At 64.2% G+C, this 19138-nt stretch carries 16 protein-coding genes, 1 pseudogene and 1 riboswitch; of the genes and pseudogenes, 6 read left to right on the top strand and 11 right to left on the bottom strand.

What is annotated here, in order from left to right:
* Positions 1-21: 21 nt before the first annotated feature.
* From ACHMW7_RS10075 to torT, 7 genes are all read right to left on the bottom strand, one after another.
* Entirely contained in the window at positions 22-1014 is a 993-nt protein-coding gene (locus tag ACHMW7_RS10075; protein WP_395450114.1) for an LLM class flavin-dependent oxidoreductase, read from the bottom strand.
* Positions 1014-1787 (bottom strand): ABC transporter ATP-binding protein, encoded by a 774-nt coding sequence (locus ACHMW7_RS10070; RefSeq protein ID WP_395450113.1) that lies wholly within the window; start codon positions 1785-1787, stop codon positions 1014-1016. The genes ACHMW7_RS10075 and ACHMW7_RS10070 overlap by 1 nt, the downstream gene beginning before the upstream one ends.
* Positions 1784-2887, bottom strand: a complete 1104-nt coding sequence (locus tag ACHMW7_RS10065) for a FecCD family ABC transporter permease (protein WP_395450112.1) — start codon at positions 2885-2887, stop codon at positions 1784-1786. Before ACHMW7_RS10065 ends, ACHMW7_RS10070 begins: the two co-directional genes overlap by 4 nt.
* A gap of 63 nt (positions 2888-2950) precedes the next feature.
* Complete coding sequence (locus ACHMW7_RS10060) at positions 2951-4000, bottom strand: ABC transporter substrate-binding protein (RefSeq protein ID WP_395450111.1); 1050 nt, start codon at positions 3998-4000, stop codon at positions 2951-2953.
* Positions 4001-4269: 269 nt separating this feature from the next.
* A riboswitch (cobalamin riboswitch) is annotated at positions 4270-4464 on the bottom strand.
* A 313-nt stretch (positions 4465-4777) separates the two neighbouring features.
* Positions 4778-5506 carry an esterase/lipase family protein gene (locus ACHMW7_RS10055; protein ID WP_395450110.1) on the bottom strand — a complete coding sequence of 243 codons (729 nt, stop codon included), beginning with the start codon at positions 5504-5506 and terminating at the stop codon, positions 4778-4780.
* Positions 5507-5569: 63 nt separating this feature from the next.
* Entirely contained in the window at positions 5570-5875 is a 306-nt protein-coding gene (locus ACHMW7_RS10050; RefSeq protein WP_395450109.1) for an XRE family transcriptional regulator, read from the bottom strand.
* Positions 5876-6028: 153 nt separating this feature from the next.
* Positions 6029-7111: a TMAO reductase system periplasmic protein TorT gene (gene torT, locus ACHMW7_RS10045; protein ID WP_395450108.1), complete on the bottom strand. Its 1083-nt coding sequence runs from the start codon at positions 7109-7111 to the stop codon at positions 6029-6031.
* 154 nt (positions 7112-7265) lie between these two features.
* On the opposite strand from torT, the pseudogene ACHMW7_RS10040 reads away from it, so the two are divergent.
* A pseudogene (locus tag ACHMW7_RS10040) lies at positions 7266-8444 on the top strand (hypothetical protein); the annotation flags it as partial.
* A gap of 271 nt (positions 8445-8715) precedes the next feature.
* The gene (locus ACHMW7_RS10035) at positions 8716-10221 is read left to right on the top strand and encodes an ATP-binding protein (RefSeq protein WP_395450107.1); all 1506 of its coding nucleotides are present in this window, start codon (positions 8716-8718) and stop codon (positions 10219-10221) included.
* 9 nt (positions 10222-10230) lie between these two features.
* Here ACHMW7_RS10035 and torR read toward each other — a convergent pair whose 3' ends face one another.
* From torR to ACHMW7_RS10015, 4 genes are all read right to left on the bottom strand, one after another.
* Positions 10231-10962, bottom strand: coding sequence for a two-component system response regulator TorR (gene torR, locus ACHMW7_RS10030; RefSeq protein ID WP_395450106.1), 732 nt, complete (start codon positions 10960-10962; stop codon positions 10231-10233).
* A gap of 195 nt (positions 10963-11157) precedes the next feature.
* Positions 11158-12225, bottom strand: a complete 1068-nt coding sequence (locus ACHMW7_RS10025) for a hypothetical protein (protein WP_395450105.1) — start codon at positions 12223-12225, stop codon at positions 11158-11160.
* Positions 12226-12355: 130 nt separating this feature from the next.
* Positions 12356-13858 (bottom strand): histidine kinase dimerization/phospho-acceptor domain-containing protein, encoded by a 1503-nt coding sequence (locus tag ACHMW7_RS10020; protein WP_395450104.1) that lies wholly within the window; start codon positions 13856-13858, stop codon positions 12356-12358.
* A gap of 29 nt (positions 13859-13887) precedes the next feature.
* The gene (locus ACHMW7_RS10015) at positions 13888-14580 is read right to left on the bottom strand and encodes a response regulator transcription factor (protein ID WP_395450103.1); all 693 of its coding nucleotides are present in this window, start codon (positions 14578-14580) and stop codon (positions 13888-13890) included.
* 30 nt (positions 14581-14610) lie between these two features.
* On the opposite strand from ACHMW7_RS10015, the gene ACHMW7_RS10010 reads away from it, so the two are divergent.
* The 4 genes from ACHMW7_RS10010 (at position 14611) to ACHMW7_RS09995 (ending at position 19076) form a co-directional block, all read left to right on the top strand.
* On the top strand, positions 14611-14763 hold the full coding sequence (locus ACHMW7_RS10010; RefSeq protein ID WP_395450102.1) for a hypothetical protein: 153 nt from the start codon (positions 14611-14613) through the stop codon (positions 14761-14763).
* A 199-nt stretch (positions 14764-14962) separates the two neighbouring features.
* Positions 14963-15916, top strand: coding sequence for an ABC transporter substrate-binding protein (locus tag ACHMW7_RS10005; RefSeq protein WP_395450101.1), 954 nt, complete (start codon positions 14963-14965; stop codon positions 15914-15916).
* Positions 15917-16062: 146 nt separating this feature from the next.
* Positions 16063-17091 carry a glycine betaine/L-proline ABC transporter ATP-binding protein gene (locus ACHMW7_RS10000; protein ID WP_395450100.1) on the top strand — a complete coding sequence of 343 codons (1029 nt, stop codon included), beginning with the start codon at positions 16063-16065 and terminating at the stop codon, positions 17089-17091.
* Positions 17088-19076 carry an ABC transporter permease gene (locus ACHMW7_RS09995; protein ID WP_395450099.1) on the top strand — a complete coding sequence of 663 codons (1989 nt, stop codon included), beginning with the start codon at positions 17088-17090 and terminating at the stop codon, positions 19074-19076. Before ACHMW7_RS10000 ends, ACHMW7_RS09995 begins: the two co-directional genes overlap by 4 nt.
* The last annotated feature ends 62 nt before the right edge of the window (positions 19077-19138 follow it).

Below are 19138 nucleotides of genomic sequence, written 5' to 3'. Positions count from 1 at the left end.
GCGCGCGCAGCCGGGTCCGGTTCAGCCCCGCAGCGCCGGCAGCACCGCGCGTCCGAAAAGCTCCATGTCGGCGATCGCCGCCGACATGTCGACGATGCCATTGCCGTTGAACACCAGCCGGGCAGCATTGATACCGGTGCCGGATTGCAAGGTCGTGAGCTGCGCCACGCAATCGTCGGGCGAGCCGGCGATGATCTGGCGGGCCATGGCCGTCTGCCGGTCGGGCATGACGATCTGATCGGCGGGCCGTCCGGCGGCCCGCGCCGAGGCAATGCGGCGCTCGTAGAGGCGCGGGATGAACGCGTCGAGCTTGGCCATCGCCTGCGCTGTCGTTGCGGCAATGCAGACGTAGCGCGACAGCGACGAGGCCTGCAAACGGCAGGCGTGGCCCTCTTCGGCAAGGATCGTATGATAGGTGGCCAGTTGCGCGCCTTCCGGCGGATCGAGGCTGAGCAGCAGCGGCAATCCCTCGCTGGCAGCAAAGCCAAGCGTATCCCTTGACGTTCCCGCGACATAAACAGGCACCGTCTCGCCGGCCAAAAGCGGCCCGACCGAAACGTCCGACGCCGGCCAGCACGAACCTTCCTCGATCCTGGCACCCGTCGCCCAGGCATCACGCATGATCCCATAGGACTGCTCGAAACGATCTCGCGTGCTTTCTGCCGCAATGCCCAGAGCCATGAGCGTCGCCGGATGCGTGCCACGGCCGATGCCGAGGTCGAAGCGGCCGCCGCTTTGCCAGTGAAGCTGGGCCACGTCCTCGGCCAGCAGCAACGGGTGATAGAGCGGCGTCACCACGATGGAGGTTCCGACGCGCAGGCGCTGTGTCCGGGCAAGGATGGCCGAGGCCAGCATCATTGTCGACGGATAGGCTTGCGGCGGGTACTGGAAATGGAACTCGTTGAACCAGATGCCGTCGAAGCCAATGCGCTCGACCTGTTCGCACAGGTGAAGCACCCGCTCATGGCTTTCGGTTCGGCCGCCTCGGGCAAAGCCCGCAACATCCAGCCGCATCACGCCGGCTCGTGCGGGGCAAACACCGGCACGCCCCTCAGCAGGCCGATCTCGACATCGACGCCATAGACGTCGCGCACGATCTTTTCGGTGAGCGTGCTCTGCCAGTCGCCATGGCCGACCACCACACCCTTGTCGAGCAAAAGCAGGCTGTCGGAAAACCGCGCGGCAAGCGAAAGGTCGTGTATCGCCACCAGCGCCGTCACCCCTCTTTCGCGCGCGATCTCCGCCACGACACGCAAGGTGAAGAGCTGGTTGCCGATGTCGAGCGCGCTCGTCGGCTCGTCGAGCACGAGAATGTCGGTTTGCTGTGCCAGCGCCCGGGCCAGCATCACCCGCTGGCGCTCGCCGCCGCTCAGCTCGGACATCGGACGAAAGGCGAAGCTCTCCAGCCTGAGCCGCCTCAGCAGGTCTTCGACCACCCTCAGGTCGTTCGCACCGGGCCTGGCGCCCATATGCGGCGTCCGGCCGAGCAGGCAGGTCTCGAAGACGGTGGCCGGGAAGCTGAGGGGCGAGGATTGCGGCACATAGGCGATCCGTTGCGCACGCGCCTTCGGCGACATGCCGCGGATGTCCACGCCATCCAGCACGATGCGGCCCGAAGACACAGTGGCGAGGCCAAGGACGGCCCGCGCCAGTGTCGACTTGCCGGCACCGTTGGGCCCGATGAGGCCGAGGATGTCGCCCTTTGCCAGTCCGACCGAGACCTCGCGCAACACCGTCCGGCTGCCATAACCGAAGCTGACCTTGTCGATGGCAAGATAGGCGCTCATGAAAAATACTCCGAGCGTCGCGACAGGATCAAATGAAGGAACAGCGGCACGCCGACAAAGGCGACGACGATGCCCACCGGGATGACCGTCGGGCTGAACGCCATGCGCCCGACAGCGTCGGCCAGAAGCAGCAGCATGGCGCCGCAGATTGCCGAGAAGGGGATGAGGTAGCGATGGTCGCTGCCGATCATCAGGCGGGCGACATGCGGCCCGATCAGCCCGACGAAGCCGATCACCCCGGTGAAGCTGATGACCACCGCCGACACCACCACCGACAGGACGACGGCGAGACCGCGCAGCAAGGCGACGTTGATGCCAAGCGAGCGCGAGACATCGTCGCCGGCGCTGGTCAGCGCGTTGAACTGCCATGCCTTCGACTGGGCGAGCGGCAAGGCGACCAGCAAGGCCAGTCCGGCCACAGCGACAGCATCCCAGCCGATGCCGTTGAGGCTGCCGAAGGTCCAGTGCACGACCCGGGCCAGTTGCTCCTGGGTGGCGACGAACTGCACCGCCGCGGTCATGGCGGAGAACAGATACATCAGCGCGATGCCGGTCAGCACCATGGTCTGGGCGCCCATGCCGCGCAGCCAGGCCATCGAAAACACCAGCACGGCGCAGCCCAGTGCAAACAGGAAGGCCGTCAGCGGCACGAAATAGAGCCCGGCGGCGCTGAAGCCGACACCGAACATGATGGCGATGGAAGCGCCGAAGGCGGCCGCCGAGGACACGCCGATCGTATAGGGGCTGACCAGCGGGTTGCGGGTGATCGCCTGCATCAGCACGCCGGCGAATGCCAGCGAACCGCCGGCCACCATCGCCATGACGACACGCGGCAGGCGAAGATGGACAAGAACCCGCGCCTGCTGCGGGTCGACCTCGGCGACGAAATGGCCGAAGGTGATCTTCTGCAGAACGATCGCAAGCAGGGTCGAAAGCCCGGTTTCGGCGATGCCGACGATGGCGACGGATCCCGCCACCACCAGAAGCGCAAGAAACGAACACAGGATGACCGCCAGCCTGCGGTGGCCAGCCTGCCGGTAGCGACTGGAAATGCCGTGGGAATAGCCGCGATCCAGGCTGGTGGTGGTTGCGATGTCCATGGTCAGTGGGCTCCGGGTTGGGAAGCGCACGCCGCGACCGCTCGGGCGGCGGCGTGCAGGTCGTCAGTTGGACGCGGTGCCCTGGTAGGTCATGCCGCCCTGGAACGGCAGCCCCTGATAGATCTCGATCCATTCCTTCATCGCCGCTTCAGGATCGACGTCGGCGAATTTTTCGGGATAGAGCCATTTGGCGACCTGCAGCGCGCCCGTCACCTTGGACGAGCCGCCGGCCAAATAGTAGTTGATCAGCCGCACATTGCCTGCCTGTCCAGCCGGTGTGCCCGAAATCTCCTCGCGGGCGACGATGGCCTTCCAGCTTTCGACGAACTTCGCTTGCGGGATCGTCTTGTAAGACCCCGGCTGCAGCTTGATCACCAGATCGGGCTTGCGCGCGATGATCTCCTCAGGATCGACGGTGAAGCTGTTTTCGTTGCCGCGCGAGGATGGCTCCTTCTTGACGTCGATGTCGCCGAAGACGTTGATGCCGCCACCGGCCTCGATCATGTCGTGCCAGCCCGAGCCGGGCGTCACCGTCACCAGGTCGCGGACCTCCTCGAGATAGACGCGTCTGCGCTCGACGCCCTTCAGGCGCTCGGCCAGCAGATCCATGTAGCTGGTGTAATAGGCGTTGAGTGCGTCGGCCTTTGCCTTCTGCCCGAACAGCTTGCCGAACAGCGTCACGTTCTCGACATGCTGCAGCGTGTCCCAGGCGGTGACGACCAGCACCGGAATGCCGAACGCCTCGAGCTGTCGCGCCGCTTCCTCGTAGACGCCATTACGCGGAATGATCACCACGTCGGGCTTGAGCGCCACGATCGCCTCGTAATTGGGCTGGGTCTGGCCCTGGCCGACGATGTCGGTTTCCTTGAACTGCGGCCAGTAGGCCGGGTCGCGCATCGTGCTCGCGTCGACGCCGACGACCTTGTCGATGGCGCCGATGGCGCGGGCGAACTCGACCGCGTAGCGGTTGAAGATGACGGCGCGTTTGATCGGCAATTCCAGCTCGACCTTGCGGCCGGCATCGTCGGTGAAGGTTTCCGCGGCAGCCGGCGCCAGGCCGATGGCCGACGCCACGGCGAGGCCGAGCCACAGGGCCCAATGACTGATTTTCATGATCTCTCCTTGCTTGAAATGGGGGCGCAACGTTCGAGAACGTCAGCGCGTCCGTGCCCGGCCAACACCGGGGAGACGAGGCGCAGCATGGCAATGACAGCCGGCGACGTGAGACGCGCCTGCTGAAACTCTCGAATTCCCGGGGAACTTCCCGACATCGCCGCGCCAACCTCTGCCTGCCATGGCGGGGCTGCGGAAATGCGGGCCAAACGAAAGCCGCATGCGGACTTCCGAGCTGGAACCGTCACTCCTGTGGCACACCCCGACCACGGAATCTCACTCTGTCAGGCAGGTCTCCTGGCTCACGGATCGCAGCCTTTGTCGCCCGTCTTCCCGGCAATGACTGCCAGTGACATATGGACGATCGGCTCACCGCTTACAGTTGCGGGTCAGCTCCGGTTTCACACCGGATTCCCTCTTAGCTTCCGCCGAGAAGACGGAAGACCATGACGGCGGCAACCTAGCGGCAGCCAAGGTAAAGTCAAGTTGCCATGCGGGACTATACAGGAGCGGCATTTGCTGCCTTGGCAGCATTTTTTGAAGATCCGATGTTCAAGGCGGAAAGCTGGAGTTCAACTCCGCGCGGAAGCCAGTTGAATTCTTGGACCAGTTGAACTCTTGGGCCAGTTGAACTCTTGGAAATGCGTGGCTGTGGCAACGGACGGCCAGGCCGATCTGTCACAGGTCCATGGTGGCGCCAGTTGTCGTCGACAACCGGCAGGCCTGGAATGCGCCCGGCCCGGAATTCGCCCGGTTTGCCGGGCGCCGCTCGACGGCTCAATTGCCGAGGCCGCGCCGGACAAGGTCGCCGAGCGTCAGCTGATGATCGAACCGCCCAGTGCGCAGGAAGTTGATCGTCTGGGCGATGACCAGCGGATTGTTCATCATGAAGGTGTGCGTCGTCGGCAATACGATGTGGTCGGCCATGCCTGCAAGTTTCGTGCTTTCCACCGAAACCTTGCCGTCATTGGGACCGTTGAACATGGTCGACAGGATCGGGTTGAACGTGCGGTCGCCGGCGATGATGCCGAGTTCGAAGTCGGCTGCGCCCAAGCGGTTCGGAACGCTGTCGGGGCCGGTGCCGAGTTGCATGCCGGCTGGGCCATTGATCATCTCGAACAGCCTGAGATCACCGAGCGTGTCGACGACCTCGGAGCCATGGTTGGGCGGCGCAAGCATGACCACCCGGCCGAGATTTGCCGGCCGGTTGCCGATCAGCCAGGCCCTGAGCAGGATGCCGCCCATCGAATGGGTGACGAAATTGACCCTGGCAGCGCTGCCGCAACCGGCCACCGACGCATCGACATGCGCGATCAGCCTTTCGATCGGCGCATCGACCGAAGGGTAGGTATCATTGACGACGGCGTAGTCGACCCTGCCGAGCGTTTGCTCCATCAGCAGGAAGGATGTGTCGGTGCGCGCGAGCCCGTGCAGCAGCACGACGCAGTCGCGCGCCAGCGCAGCCGACGAGAGCACAGACAGCATCAGGGCCAGCAACAACCGCATGGCGCAAGCTAGTCCACATCGGCGGATGGCCTCAAGCCCACCGCAGCCGCGCACGGCACCTTGTCAGGGAACGTCGTCGCTGGCCGCGGGGCCACCCTCGCCCTCCAGCGTCGACAGCCTCCTGGTCACCGAGCGGCTGAACTTCAGGCGGACACCGGCACCATTGCCACCGTCTTCGGGGATGAAGACGGCACCATAATGTTCCAGTGCCGCTTGCAAGGCGCTGACCGCCGCATCGTTGGGGATGCTGATCTTGCGTTCGAAGGCCTCGATATCAGGCTCTGCGATTTGGGAGGCTGCGGCGAGCCTTTGCCGGCTGATCTCCACCAGGGCGCGTGCCGCCCTGCACATCGATCCCGTCATCATCATCGCCTGAGCCTCCTTGCCGAAAGCTCAGTGATGGCAAATGCCGGATCGTCTGTCACCCCACAGCCGAAGTCAGCCGTTACGACCTTGGTCGTTTCGTCGTCGGATCGTCGTGGGCGAAGGGCGACGCGGGCTGGCAGTGTGACGGTGCCGGTCTTACTGGACCTCGAAGGTCGGCTTGAACCAGGCCGGCGCCAGGGAGCGCTCGAGGTCGAGCGACTGCACATTGGTCCGGTCGATCACCTGGACCGGCGGCCCGACATGGCGATAGTGCAGCGTGCCTTCGATCGCCCGGATCGCCTGGTCGATGGCGATGCGGCCTTGCAGCGGCGGTGAATCAGTCGGCGCCGCCACCACCTTGCCCCGGTTGATCTCGCGGAACGTGCCGTGGGTGAAGTAGTCGGCCAGCACCTGGACGTGGTTGGCCCGCCCCTGTGCCCTCAGGATGCTGACGGCAGCGTCGGCGGTCGGCGCGCTGCCGACGATGTAGTCGATGTCGGGCTGGGCCTCGAGCAGTTCCTCGATCAGCAGCAGCTGGATCTCGACGCCGGTGTCGCCCCATTTGACGGCGTCGATGTTTGCCGAGCTCTGTTTCAGCGCGCCGCGGAAACCTGCCTCGACGAATTTGACCCAGCCGGCACCCTTGGGGCCGGGGAACCAGGCGACGGAGACCGGCATCGAGCCTGTCGGGTGCAGGCGGGCGAGATAAGCGCCGATCGACTGGCCCATCTCCTCCCACGAAACCCCTGATTTCGCCGCGATGCCGGCGTCGTCGATGTCGTTGACCGCCGCGATGACGGGGATGCGCCTGGCGATTTCCCTGATCGTCGGCGTCAGCCCCTCATAAGACACGGTGCCGACGATGAGCGCATCGGCATTGGCGCTGCAGGTGCGGATCTGCTCGATCTGGCGGTCGAGATTGGGGTAGCCGCCGGCCTCGACGACGGTCAGCTTGACGCCGGCCGAACGCGCCTGCTCGACCATGCCGTAGTTGACGCTGACCCAGTAGGAATCCTTGAGATGCGGGTAGGACGCGCAGATGCGCCACGGCTTGGCAGCCCTGGCGACGGGCTGGTAGTCGATCTCGGTGGGCTGCCTGGAATAGTCGAAAGGCGGGTCCCAGGCGTTGAGTTTCCAGCTCGTCGCCGCCTCGCCGGCCATGGCGGAATGGCCGGCATTGAGCGCCAGAAACGCGGCGGCAAGCAGGCCCAGACATTGGCGGCGGATGCGGGATTTCATCGCCCTAGGCTAGTGCATGCCCCCTCAAATCAAAATCGATTTTCACTGGCGATCATGTGCAATCAAAATGCCACGGCGTCCTTTGTCCATCCAATTGGACGCGCAGTGTTGTTGAGCGCTTACGCTGGCAGCGCAAACCATGGTTATATGAGCCATGCTTCATAGGTTCGGCATCGGCGGGAGGCTGTTCCTCGCCTTCTTGTGCATCACGGCTCTGTCGCTGACATCCGGCATCGTCAGCTGGCTGATCCTGCGCAACATCGCCGATGCGCAAGCGGTGGTGAACGCCCAGGCGCTGCCGGCGGTGGCGGCCACCCAGCGCACCGCCGAGCTCAGCGCCAAGCTGATCGCCACGGCACCCGCGCTTGCCGCCGTCACCTCGCGCGCCGAATTGCAGGCCGAGCAGACGAAACTCACCAGCCTGTCGCAGGAGATCGTCAAGTCGCTGGCCGAGGTCCAGCTTCTGTCGATCGACCCCGAACTCGTCGATGCGTTTGCCGGCTCGGTCGAAAAGATGCTGGCCAATCTCAAGCAGAACAACGAGCTGGTGCGGCAGCGGCTGGACGAGGACAAGGCCTATCGCGACGGCGCGGAAGCGGCCACGGTTGCGGCGCAATCGATCCTGCTTTTGTCGGAAACGCTGATCTCCAATGCCTCCGCCGGCGCCTCGGCGGTGACGGCAAGCCTCTACGGCCTGATCGGCGATCCGGCGCGCCGGGAAGACGCCTATGTCGCGCTTGACCGGCTGATCGAACACGACATCTATCTGATGGAGCGGATGTACGAGCTGCGTCACCGCAGCGCCCAGGTCAGCCTGCTGATCAACCGGCTGGGCCGCGCCGAATCGAAAGCCGAAATCAACGAGATCAGCGGCATTTTCCAGGACCATGTGAAGGTCATCAGGCGGCGTATCCTCAGCATCGACGACCCGGTGCGGCGCAAGCAGGGCATGGAGTTCTTCGGCGCCATCGAAGCGGCGGCGGGCGAGGCGCCGGTGTCGGGATCGATCTTCGGCCGCCGCCAGCATGTCGTCGACCTTGCCGGCAGCCTCGACGCCATGGCCCAGGCCAACCGCGACCTCGCGGTGACGCAGAACCAGGTCGCCAGGAACATTCTCGACCGCTCCGACGAGTTCGCCAGGACGACCGCCGAACGTGCCGACAATGCCGTGCGCATCGGCGTCATCGTGCTCGTCGTCACCTTGTTCGGCGCCATCCTCGTCTCGGGCGCCATCGTCTGGTTCTATGTCGAGCGCAATCTGGTACGGCGCCTCAGCGGCCTGTCGCGGGCCATGCAGCGCCTGACGGCGGGCGATCTCGACGTCACCGTGACCGACACCGGCGACGACGAGCTGCGCACCATGGCGGTGGCGGTCAACCAGTTCCGCGACGAGTTCGCGCCGGCGCCTGGAGCTGGAGCAGGAGCGCGAACGCATCACCGACGAGCTCAGGCGGCACCGCGAAGAGCTGCAGCAACTGGTCGAGGAACAGACCGAGCAGATCAGGCTGGTCAACAAGCGCCTGCGCCAGGAGGCGATCGACCACGACGAGGCCCGGGCCCGCGCCGAACAGGCAAACAGCGCCAAGTCGGCCTTCCTCGCCACCATGAGCCACGAGATCCGCACGCCGATGACCGGCATGCTCGGCATGATGCGCCTGCTCGCCGAGACCAGGCTCGGCCCGACGCAGCGCGAGCATCTGTCGGTCGCGGCGAGTTCCGGCGAAGCCCTGCTCGGCATCTTGAACGCCATCCTCGACTACTCCAAGGTCGAAACAGGCAATGTCGCCATCGACAAGGTCGACTTCGATCTGGGCAAACTGGTCAGCGGCGTGGTCGCCTTCATGCGGCCGATGGCGAGCGAAAAGGGGCTCGAACTCAGCTTGGAGATCGATCCCAGGCTGTCGCCTGCTTTCAACGCGGATGCCGGCAAGATCCGCCAGATCCTGTTCAATCTGGTCAGCAACGCGATCAAGTTCACCGAGCACGGCCACGTGCTTGTCGACGTCAAGGTCGCGGCCAACCGCAAGGGCATGCAGACATTGCGCCTCGCCGTGTCGGACACCGGCATCGGCATTTCGCCGGAGCGGCAGCAGGACGTCTTCCAGCCCTTCACCCAGATGGACGCCTCGATCACCCGCCGCTTCGGCGGCACGGGGCTGGGCCTTGCCATCAGCCGCGAGTTTGCCCGCCTGATGGATGCTGAACTGAGCGTCGCCTCGCAACCGGGCGCCGGCAGCATGTTCGCGCTCGACATGCCGCTGCGCAAGGCGAAGGCCGCCGGCCTGTCGGCCGACAAGCAGCATCGTGCGCGCAAGACCATGCCGTCGGCCTGCAACATCCTGGTGGTCGAGGACGACGATGCCACGCGGCTGGTCTCGACCACCATCCTGTCCAATGCCGGCCATCACGTGAAGGCGGTGAGTTCAGGCTATCTCGCGCTCGAAGCGATCGGCGATTTCAGGCCCGATCTCGTCGTCATGGATGTCAGCCTGCCCGGCATCGACGGCATCGAGACGATGAACCGCATCAGGCAAGCGCTTTCGGCGCCCGACCTGCCTGTGGTGGCGATGTCGGCGCATGTGTTCAAGACCGACATCGAGCGTTACCTCGATGCCGGCGTCGATGCCTTCGTGGCCAAGCCGATCGTCCACGCGCAACTGCTCGATGCGGTTGCCTCGCTTGGCGGCCGGCCAATCCGCTCCGCCGATCATGCCGAGGCGGCTTTTGACCTGGCCGCCTGCCAGGCCGACGTCGATGCCCTTGGCTCGGAGACCGTGCGGCGGCTGCACCGCATCGCCCATGACAGCCTGCCCCGCCGCTTCCAGTCGATGCGCGACGCCCTGAAATCAGGCGATCGCGAGGCCCTGCGCGATCTCGCCCACGCCACCCGCAGCACCGCCGGCTCGCTCGGCTTTCCGCGCCTGCTGAAGGCAGCGGAAGCGCTCGAAGCGGCGGCGGCACAAGCGCCTTCAAGCGCATTGCGCCGCATCGTCGACGCCTGTGAACAGGCCTTCGCCGAAGGCTCGCGACAATGGCTCGAGATACTGGGGCAAGAGATGCTAGGGCAAAAGACGCTGGAAGGCACAGCCGATCCGGCCCATTCGGCCTAGGCACTGCCCTCAGAAGCCCGAGGCGCGCGCCGGCTGAAGCGCGTCCGGCGCGAAGAAATAGCCTTCGCCATGGGCGGTGACGATGATGCGCGGCGTGCGCGGATTGTCGTTCAGCTTCTGCCTGAGGCGCCTGACCAGCACATCGACGGTGCGGTCGCTGGCGTCCCATTCGCGCCGCGAAATCTCGTGCAGCAGACGCTCGCGCGACAGCACCTGGCCGGGATTGGCCGTCAGCACCGACAACAGCTTGAATTCGGCGCCGGTCAGCTCGACGAAGCTGCCGTCGGCTGCCTGCAATGTGCGGCGCGACACCTCGAGCGCCCAGCCATGGAACTGCCGCGTGCCTGCGGCGACGGCAGGCTGCCGGCCCTTGCCGACGCGGCGCAGCAGGCCCTTGACCCGGGCCAGCAGTTCGCGGTGCTCGACCGGCTTGGTGACATAGTCGTCGGCGCCGATTTCGAGACCGACGATGCGGTCGACTGTGTCGGTCCTGCCGGTGACCAGGATGATGCCGACATCGGAGCGCTCACGCTGCTCGCGGGTCAGCTTGAGGCCGTCTTCGCCGGGCAGGTTGATGTCGATCATCAGCAGGTCGGCCGGGTGCCGGCTCATGATGGCGCGCATCTGCTCGCCGTCGCCGGCCTCGCTGACCTTGTAGCCTTCGGCCAGGAAATAGCCGGCCAGCTTGGCCCGCGTGACCGGATCGTCCTCGACGATCACGATGTGATGTTGAACCCGCATGCCATCTTGTCCTCCCGACTTTGTTGACATCATTTCACAAGTCGGCCCGCACCGGCAACGAGGATGCAGTGCTCGCATGCCCGAGGCAAAGCAGCAACGTCGCGAGTGCTGCACTGCCTGACTGATGAAACAAGCCGGCACCGCACCTGTCATGGCGACGCCGGCCTCTGCCATCACGGCTTGGGATCTGCCACGTCAGCCTTTCTTTGCCGAGAAGCAAGGCAGCACGTCCTCCTCGAAATATGGCTCCTGATTGACCCAGAACATGTAGCCGACCTTGAGGAAATCCTGCGCAAAGGCATGAAGGACCGGCACCAGGTTGGTGCGGTTCGCCACGACATTCGTCGAGCCAGTCTCGCCGACATAGTTGCCGTCCTGCACCGCAATGCCAAGCGGCACCGTGAACTTGCCTTCATGCATCATCGCCAGGGCATGGTTGAGCTGACCCTTTTTCATGTACATGAGATCGGGAGCCCCCATGCCGACGCCGATCTTGTCGCCAAACTCATAGATCCCGCGCAGATATCCCTTGTCCTCCCAAGGCAGCCATTCGCCGGGCATGAAGTTCGCGTAGAGCATGGTGGTCGAGGTCGGGAACGCCATTTTCATGGCACGCATATTGGTCTTGAGCGCTGCCACATATTTGTCCGGGGTAAAGGACGAATCCGTATCCGTCGAAACGCCGATGGCCGTTTCCTGCAGGTTGATGCCTTCGATCACGCCGTCGAACTGCTTGCCAAGCGCGGCAAGCAGTGCCGCGAAACGCAGCTGGACCTTGGCGTTCCAGCGCTTGGCGACCCAGCCTTCGACGACGCCGCCGTCGGTATATTGCGCGGTGACGCCCCCGTCATAGTCGCCCTTCAAAAGATAGTCGGGCACCGGCTTGTATTCGGGAGAGAAGGACGCTTCCTGCAACTGAATGAAGAGCCGCTTGCCATGTTTGGCGAGATAGTCGACGTCGGACTGGATCAGCGAGAAATCGTAGTGTCCTTCGGTCGGCTCGAGCTGGCGCCACGCATACATGATCTGCGCACCGACAAAGCGATCGCTGGTCAAGAACGCATGGTCGCGGATCGCATCGCGATCCCGGCTGAAATAGACGAAATGTTCGATCTTGTCCGCCGCCAGCGGACATGCTGCGCCGGTGTACTGCTTGTAGGCATTGGCATATCGATTGGCTGGATTATCCCACGCCATGGCGGAGGTGGTGGCAATCGCGGCGCCAAGCGCAATGGCGAGGCCAAGAGGACGTTTCAACTTCATAGGTCTACCCTTGAGTGGATCGAGGCCGGCCGGCCCGTTTGCCCTCAATCGTCTAGTTTGCGCACGACGCGCTTTCGACCTCGAAGTGGTGCAACGCGCGTGCAGATTCGGTGCAGGGTCAAGACAGGCGCTAGTCGAACTCGATCTCGAAAATGGCGCCGCCCATGTTCGCGACCGGCGTCAGGCGCGCTCCATAAAGCTCGAGGATGGCAACCACGATGGCCAGGCCGAGGCCTGTTCCGCCCTCGTCCCGGCGCGTGGTGAAGAACGGTTCGGCCAAGCGGCCAAGGTCGATGTCGGCAAACCCGGTACCGTTGTCTGAAAGCCGCAGGATCGGTCCAGCCCAAACCAGCTCGAGCCTGGTCGCCCCATGGTGGCGTGCATTCTGCGCCATGTGCGCCAGTACCGTTTGTCCATGCGCAACCGACAGCGGCAGGATGGCATCCACAGGAGCCAGGCTGATAGCGAGGTCGGCAATCTCGGGCAGCATATCCCTGATCTGACCGGGCTCGCCGCGCACGCCCTCGCGCGACCTTGTCATGTCGCGGAGCTGGTGGAGCAGCACATCCATCCGCTCCCCCTGGGCCTTGATGGTGCCTATGAGGCTGTGCTGCGCATCATCGGACAGGTGGCCGTCCTCGAGAAGCTCGGCGGCACCCATGATCGAGGTAACCGGCGATTTGAGCTCGTGGGTAACGTGGTTGGTATAGATGCCGATTTCCTTGCTGCGCCGCGACAGCGTGCCGGCCATGGTGATGACGGCCTCGCCCAGTTCGGCAATCTCCCGCATGCCGTAGTGGCCGAGCGGAGCAAGCTCGGAATGGCCGCCATTGGCGACCATTCTCGACTGGTCGCGCAGGGCGCGGATCGGCCGGAGCATCGTCCGTACCAGCAGCGTTCCCACGACAGCAGCGCCTAACAGCGTCACGGCGACCAGGACAATGACGGCGATGCGCTCGCCGGCGAAATACTCCGTCAGCCCAGGAGCGGTCCTGGACAGGTAGACCGCGCCGATCACCCGGTTCTGGCTGATCACAGGATAGGCAATCAGCACCCTGAAACCTGTCCCGCCGCCAAGTGCTGCCAGACGAAACCGCGTGCCCGCGTCACTCCGCCAGCGCAGTGCGGCCCCAACATCGCCTTGCAGCGCCTGCTGCACCTCCGCCACCGTGGCAAAACTCGCCGGCTCGCGCGCGAGCATGTCTATCCCTTGATGGTCCAGGAAAACGACCGTCGAAAGCGTCGTACGGCTGGCATTGTCAGCCAGGGCACCCAGCCCCGGCGCAATCCGGAGATATCGCGGATCGAGCCGTTCTGCGGTGGGCACGGGATCGGGGCGGACAGGCTCGACCACATCCTGGCGAAGGTTCAGGAGCGGTCGAAAGGTCCGTGACGCGGCGCTCCAGAATATGCGCTTGGGCGGTGGCAGATAATATCCAGCTATCGGCCCTCCGGCTTCGGGCGACTCGGCCTCGAAAGCGACGACATAGGCCCCGGCATAGATCGCCGCTTGCTTGATAAGCGAAGCCTCCGTCTCGTTGACGAGCCGGTTCGTTCCGATCTGCAAGGCCAGCGTCGTTGCGATCGGCACCGCAAGCAGGCTTGCGCAGACAAGCAACACCACCAGTGGCATGGACGGCCGCCATTTCCGGGCTATCTGGCTCACGCGGTGCCAGGCCCAGCGACGCAATTGCCAAGCCGCAGCCCTACCCCTCTCACCGTTTCGATCACGTCGGAGTAGCCAAGTGCCGCGGCCTTGGCGCGGATGTTGCGCACGTGACTGTCCACTGTACGTCCCGACAAGGTGTTGTTCCCGCCATAGGCCTTGTCGATCATGGCCCCACGGCCGACGACGATCCCGGGTCGGGCCGACAGGATTTCCAGCACCGAAAATTCCGTCGCCGTCAGCGGCAGATCCTTTCCGGCGAGGCGGCAGACGTGGCGTCCGCTATCGAGAGTGAGGTCTCCGTGCCTGATGATGCCACCTGCCTGCTTGCCTCGTGCCAGTATGGCCTTGATCCGCAGCAGCAGTTCGCGCGGCGAGAACGGCTTGCTGACATAGTCGTCCGCCCCAAGCTCGAACCCCACGATCCGGTCGACTTCGTCGTCATGCGCGGTCAGGAAGACGATCGGAACATGTGAGCTGGCGCGGATGGTCTTGCAACATTCGACCCCGTCCATGACAGGCATTCCAATGTCGAGCACCACCAGGTCGGCATGGTGTCGCTGCAACTGCTCCAAAGCCAGGCGCCCGTTGGCCGCCTGCTGGACATGCATTCCCGCCCTTTCCAGCGCAATGCCGATCACGTTGCGGATATCCGGGTCGTCATCGACAACGAGAATGCTGGGGTTCATAGCGCGATCACCAAGGAGACATGCCACCAAATGGCCGAAACCAGCTTCTTCTATCGAAGCGGGCGCTTGCAAGCCAAGACCTGGTTGCAGGTAAAGACCGGGACTGTCCGGCAACCTCGACTACAAAAGCGCGAAGATGATGGCGCTTCCGCGCTCGCCTTGCAGCCCGCGGCCGGAAAATAGCCCGCGCGTTTCGTCGCGTGACCTGGCCTTTCATTAACATCTTTTCACAAATCAGACCACGACTTTTACACCCCGCCCGACACCGGTTCACTTCTCACCGCTATGTTTGCGGACCTGGAGCGGAATTGGAACCGGCCCGCAGAGGCCAGCATCCGCAACTCCAGGGGAACGATCGCAACACAAAACAATGGGAGCTTCAATGAGCAAGTTCACGAAGTCTGCGAGCATGGCCACGATCATGGCTTTTGCGGCCGGCACGGCATTCGCCGAGGATTCCACCGACGTCATCAAGATCCCGACCCACAACTGGTCGAGCCAGATTGTCGGCGCCCACATCGTCGGCAAGCTGCTCGAAAAGGGCGGCGCCAAGGTCGAGTATGTCTCCGCCGACAGCCAGGTCGTCTACACCGCTTTGTGCGAAGGCGACGTCAGCCTGGTGCATGAAGTCTGGGAAGGCGCCTTCGGCGTTGCCTTCCAGAAGGTGGTCAAGGAAGGCTGCGTCGTCGATGCGGCGACCCACGACGCCAAGACCCGCGAGGAGTGGTGGTATCCGACCTATGTCGAGGAAGTCTGCCCCGGCCTGCCGGCATGGGAAGCGCTGAACGCCTGCGCCGACAAGTTCTCAACGGCCGAGACCGCGCCGAAAGGCCGGTTCCTTGGCGGCCCCGTCGACTGGCTCAAGCATGACTCCGAGCGTGTCGAAGCACTCGCCATGAACTTCGAAGTCGTCAATGCCGGCTCGTCGGCAGCGCTGTGGGCCGAGCTCGAATCCGCCGTCAAGCGCAAGGAGCCGATCGTCCTGTTCAACTGGACGCCGAATTTCGTCGAAGCACTTTATGACGGCAAGTTTGTCGAGTTCCCGGCCTTCGACCCGAAATGCAAGGACGATCCGGCCTGGGGTTCCAACAAGGAGCTGAGCTACGACTGCGGCAACCCCAAGGATGGCTATTTGAAGATCGCCGCCTGGAAGGAATTCCCGACCAAGTGGCCCAAGGCCTACGCCATCCTGCAAAAGATCAACTTCTCCAACATGGACATCGCGGTTCAGGCCAAGCTTGCCGACATCGACAACATGGAGCCCGAGGCGGCCGCCGACAAATGGCTGGCCGACAATGAAGGGCGCTGGAAGACCTGGCTCGGTTCGGCCAGCTAATTCCTGCATCGACCAGGTAATTCCTGAATCGACCAGGTAATTCCCGCATCGAAGAGTCGTGTCGTGGTGTCGTGGCGCTTGCCCAGAGCAGGCGCCACCTCGCCCGCGCACACCCATCGGCCACCTTGGCGAGAGGCAAACTCGACATGACCGAAGCAAAGATCGCATGCCGTAATCTTTGGAAGCTCTACGGCTCTGACCCGGCCGGCTTCCTGCGCCGCCAGGGCGGCACCCCGTCGATCGAAACCATCCGCGCCGAGGGCTACATCCCGGCTGTCCGTGACGTCTCCTTCGAGGTGATGCCGGGCGAAATCCTCGTCGTCATGGGGCTGTCGGGTTCCGGCAAGTCGACGCTGCTGCGCTGCCTGGCACGGTTGATCGAACCGACATCGGGCGAGGTCATGTTCGAGGGCCGCGACATCCTCGCCGCCTCCGAGCGCGAACTGATCGAGCTCCGGCGCCACAAGATGGGCATGGTGTTCCAGCACTTCGCGCTTCTGCCGCACCGCACCGTGCTCGACAATGTCGCCTTCCCGCTCCAGGTTCGCGGCACCGATCGCCACAAGCGCGAGGCCCGCGCCCGCGAGGTGATCGAGCTCGTCGGCCTGAAGGGCCGCGAAGGCTATTATCCGCGCGAACTCTCCGGCGGCCAGCAGCAGCGCGTCGGCATCGCCCGTTCGCTCGCCGTCGGCCCCGACGTCTGGTTCCTCGACGAACCGTTCTCAGCACTCGACCCGCTGATCCGCCGCGAGATGCAGGACGAGTTCCTGCGCCTGCAGCAGGTGCTCAACAAGACGATCGTCTTCATCACCCACGACTTCGACGAGGCGATCCGCGTCGCCGACCGCATCGCCATCATGAAGGACGGCGTCGTCGAACAGCTCGGCACGGCGGAAGAACTTGTCACCTGCCCGGCCACGCCTTATGTCGCCGAATTCACCCGCAATGTCGCGCATGATCGCCTGATGTCGGTGCGATCAGTGATGGCGCCCGCATCCTCCCGCACGCCCGACGCGGCCGCCGTCCAGGTACAGGCGCTGCTCGCCAGCGTCGCCCGCCAGGTGCTGTTGTCGGAACGTCCGGTCGATGTCGTCGACGATGGCGGCACCCTTGTCGGCACGCTGAGCCGCGCCAGCCTGATCGACGCGCTCTATGGCAAGGAACAGTGCCCATGAGCGCCGCGACGCTGACCCGGCCGCAAGAGATGGAGGCGCCGAAGCCGCTGGCCGCGATGACCAAGCCGCTGCTGGTCATACTGCCCTTCGCCATCCTGCTGCTGGCTGCATCCGTGCTGCCCGACTGGGCGGTGCAGGTGCCCAAGGGCTGGACCATTCCGTTCGTCGACTGGGCCAACACCGTTTTCGACCACCTGCGTGACGACGCCATCTTCGGGCTGTTTTCGTTCCGCGACCTGACGCGTGCCATTGCCGAGCTGATCACCTGGCCACTGGCCTTCGTCGAGGGCCTGCTGGTCACCGGCTTTCCCAAGATCGGCGTTGCCGCCATGCCCTGGGTGATGACCGCGGGATTGTCGGGCGTGCTCGGCTGGTATCTCAGGGACTGGCGGCTTGGGCTGCTGGCGGCCGGATGCGTTGCCTACATGGCGATCTTCGGCAAATGGGAACTGTCGATGATCACCTTGTCGGTGGTGCTTGTCGCTGCCCCCATCGCCGGTCTCATCGGTTTCGGCATCGGCATTGTCGCAGTCAAGAAGCCTTGGTTCGAAGCGCTCATCGTGCCGCTGCTCAATGTGCTGCAGTCGCTGCCGCATTTTTCTTACCTGATCCCGATCGCCGTGTTCATCGGCGTCGGCCACAAGGCCGGCACCATCGCCACCGTCATCTTCGCCATTCCGCCGATGGCGCGGCTCACCATCCTTGGCCTGAAAGGCGTCACTGAGGAGGTCCGCGAGGCCGGCAAGATGGCCGGCTGCAGCCGTTTCCAGACCTTGTGGATGGTCGAGATCCCGTCGGCCCGCCAGCCGCTGCTTGTCGGCGTCAACCAGGTCATCATGCAGTGCCTGGCGATGGTCGTCATCGCGTCCTTCGTCGGCGCGCGTGGCCTCGGCCACGACCTGTTGTTCCGGCTGCAGGCGCTGAAGATCGGCCAGGCGCTGGAAAGCGGCGTCGCCATCGTGCTGATGGCGATCACGCTCGACCAGCTGAGCCGGGCCGCCGCCTTCAAGGAACCCGCGCATGTCGCGCCTGACGCCACCTTGCTGCAGCGCTTTCCATTCTTGGCAGCCGCCGCATTGGTCGTCATCGGTTCGTTCGTGCTTTCGCTAACGACACTTTATGCCCACACCTGGCCATCCGACCTCGCGCTCAGCACCGCCCCGTTCTGGGATGCGCTCGTCGACTGGGTGACGCTGACCTTCTACGAGCCGCTGCAATATCTGCGCAACGCGATGCTGCTTTATGTGCTGATCCCGGTGCGCGACCTGTTCCAGAGCATTCCCTGGACGGCGATGGTGGCGCTGGTGGCCGCAGCCGGCTGGTCGCTCGGCGGCCTGCGCCTCGCGCTCACCGTCTCCGGCTTCGTCCTGTTCATCGCCTTCGCCGGCTACTGGGAGCGCTCGCTGATCACCGCCTATATGGTGACGGTCGCGGTGCTGCTCTGCATCATGATCGGCCTGCCGATCGGCATCTGGGCCTCGCATAGCGAGCGCCGCACCGCCATCGCCAAGCTTGTGTGCGACACCTTCCAGACCTTCCCGTCCTTCATCTACCTGATCCCTGTCATCATGCTGTTCAAGGTCGGCGACGTGGCCGCGATTTCGGCGATCATCATCTATGCGATGATCCCGGTCGTCCGCTACACCATCTTCGGGCTGCGCAACGTGCCCCAGGAAATCGTCGAGGCCGGCATCACGTCGGGCTGTACCCGCAGGCAGCTGTTGTGGAACATCCGCATGCCACTGGCCTTCCCCGAAATCATGCTCGGCATCAACCAGACGATCATGTTCGCGCTGTTCATGGTCATCATCGCCGCCTTCATCGGCACCAAGGACATCGGCCAGGAGATCTTCCGGGCGCTGACCTTCAACGATGCCGGCAAGGGCCTTGTGCTTGGCCTCTGCGTCGCCTTCATGGGGCTGACCGCCGACCAGCTGATCACCGCCTGGGCAACCAAGCGCAAGCAAAGGCTCGGGCTGGCGTAGGCTTTGTCAGCCGGCGGGCTCGCCCGCCAGCTGACAAAGATTTCATCAAAGCAACAATCCCG

The organism is Aminobacter sp. UC22_36 (assembly GCF_044056035.1).
Taxonomy (GTDB): Bacteria; Pseudomonadota; Alphaproteobacteria; order Rhizobiales; family Rhizobiaceae; genus Aminobacter.
This window is presented reverse-complemented; position numbering and strand designations above follow the sequence as displayed.

Bases quoted from the DNA above. Each gene is read 5' to 3' on its own strand.
- ACHMW7_RS10020 (WP_395450104.1), bottom strand. From the start codon at position 13,858: ATGCCACTGGTGGTGTTGCTTGTCTGCGCAAGCCTGCTTGCGGTGCCG.
- ACHMW7_RS10025 (WP_395450105.1), bottom strand. From the start codon at position 12,225: ATGAAGTTGAAACGTCCTCTTGGCCTCGCCATTGCGCTTGGCGCCGCG.
- ACHMW7_RS10035 (WP_395450107.1), top strand. From the start codon at position 8,716: ATGAGCCACGAGATCCGCACGCCGATGACCGGCATGCTCGGCATGATG.
- ACHMW7_RS10075 (WP_395450114.1), bottom strand. From the start codon at position 1,014: ATGCGGCTGGATGTTGCGGGCTTTGCCCGAGGCGGCCGAACCGAAAGC.
- torT (WP_395450108.1), bottom strand. From the start codon at position 7,111: ATGAAATCCCGCATCCGCCGCCAATGTCTGGGCCTGCTTGCCGCCGCG.
- ACHMW7_RS10055 (WP_395450110.1), bottom strand. From the start codon at position 5,506: ATGCGGTTGTTGCTGGCCCTGATGCTGTCTGTGCTCTCGTCGGCTGCG.
- ACHMW7_RS10000 (WP_395450100.1), top strand. From the start codon at position 16,063: ATGACCGAAGCAAAGATCGCATGCCGTAATCTTTGGAAGCTCTACGGC.
- ACHMW7_RS09995 (WP_395450099.1), top strand. From the start codon at position 17,088: ATGAGCGCCGCGACGCTGACCCGGCCGCAAGAGATGGAGGCGCCGAAG.
- ACHMW7_RS10015 (WP_395450103.1), bottom strand. From the start codon at position 14,580: ATGAACCCCAGCATTCTCGTTGTCGATGACGACCCGGATATCCGCAAC.
- ACHMW7_RS10070 (WP_395450113.1), bottom strand. From the start codon at position 1,787: ATGAGCGCCTATCTTGCCATCGACAAGGTCAGCTTCGGTTATGGCAGC.
- ACHMW7_RS10060 (WP_395450111.1), bottom strand. From the start codon at position 4,000: ATGAAAATCAGTCATTGGGCCCTGTGGCTCGGCCTCGCCGTGGCGTCG.
- ACHMW7_RS10010 (WP_395450102.1), top strand. From the start codon at position 14,611: ATGGCCGAAACCAGCTTCTTCTATCGAAGCGGGCGCTTGCAAGCCAAG.
- torR (WP_395450106.1), bottom strand. From the start codon at position 10,962: ATGCGGGTTCAACATCACATCGTGATCGTCGAGGACGATCCGGTCACG.
- ACHMW7_RS10065 (WP_395450112.1), bottom strand. From the start codon at position 2,887: ATGGACATCGCAACCACCACCAGCCTGGATCGCGGCTATTCCCACGGC.
- ACHMW7_RS10005 (WP_395450101.1), top strand. From the start codon at position 14,963: ATGAGCAAGTTCACGAAGTCTGCGAGCATGGCCACGATCATGGCTTTT.
- ACHMW7_RS10050 (WP_395450109.1), bottom strand. From the start codon at position 5,875: ATGATGATGACGGGATCGATGTGCAGGGCGGCACGCGCCCTGGTGGAG.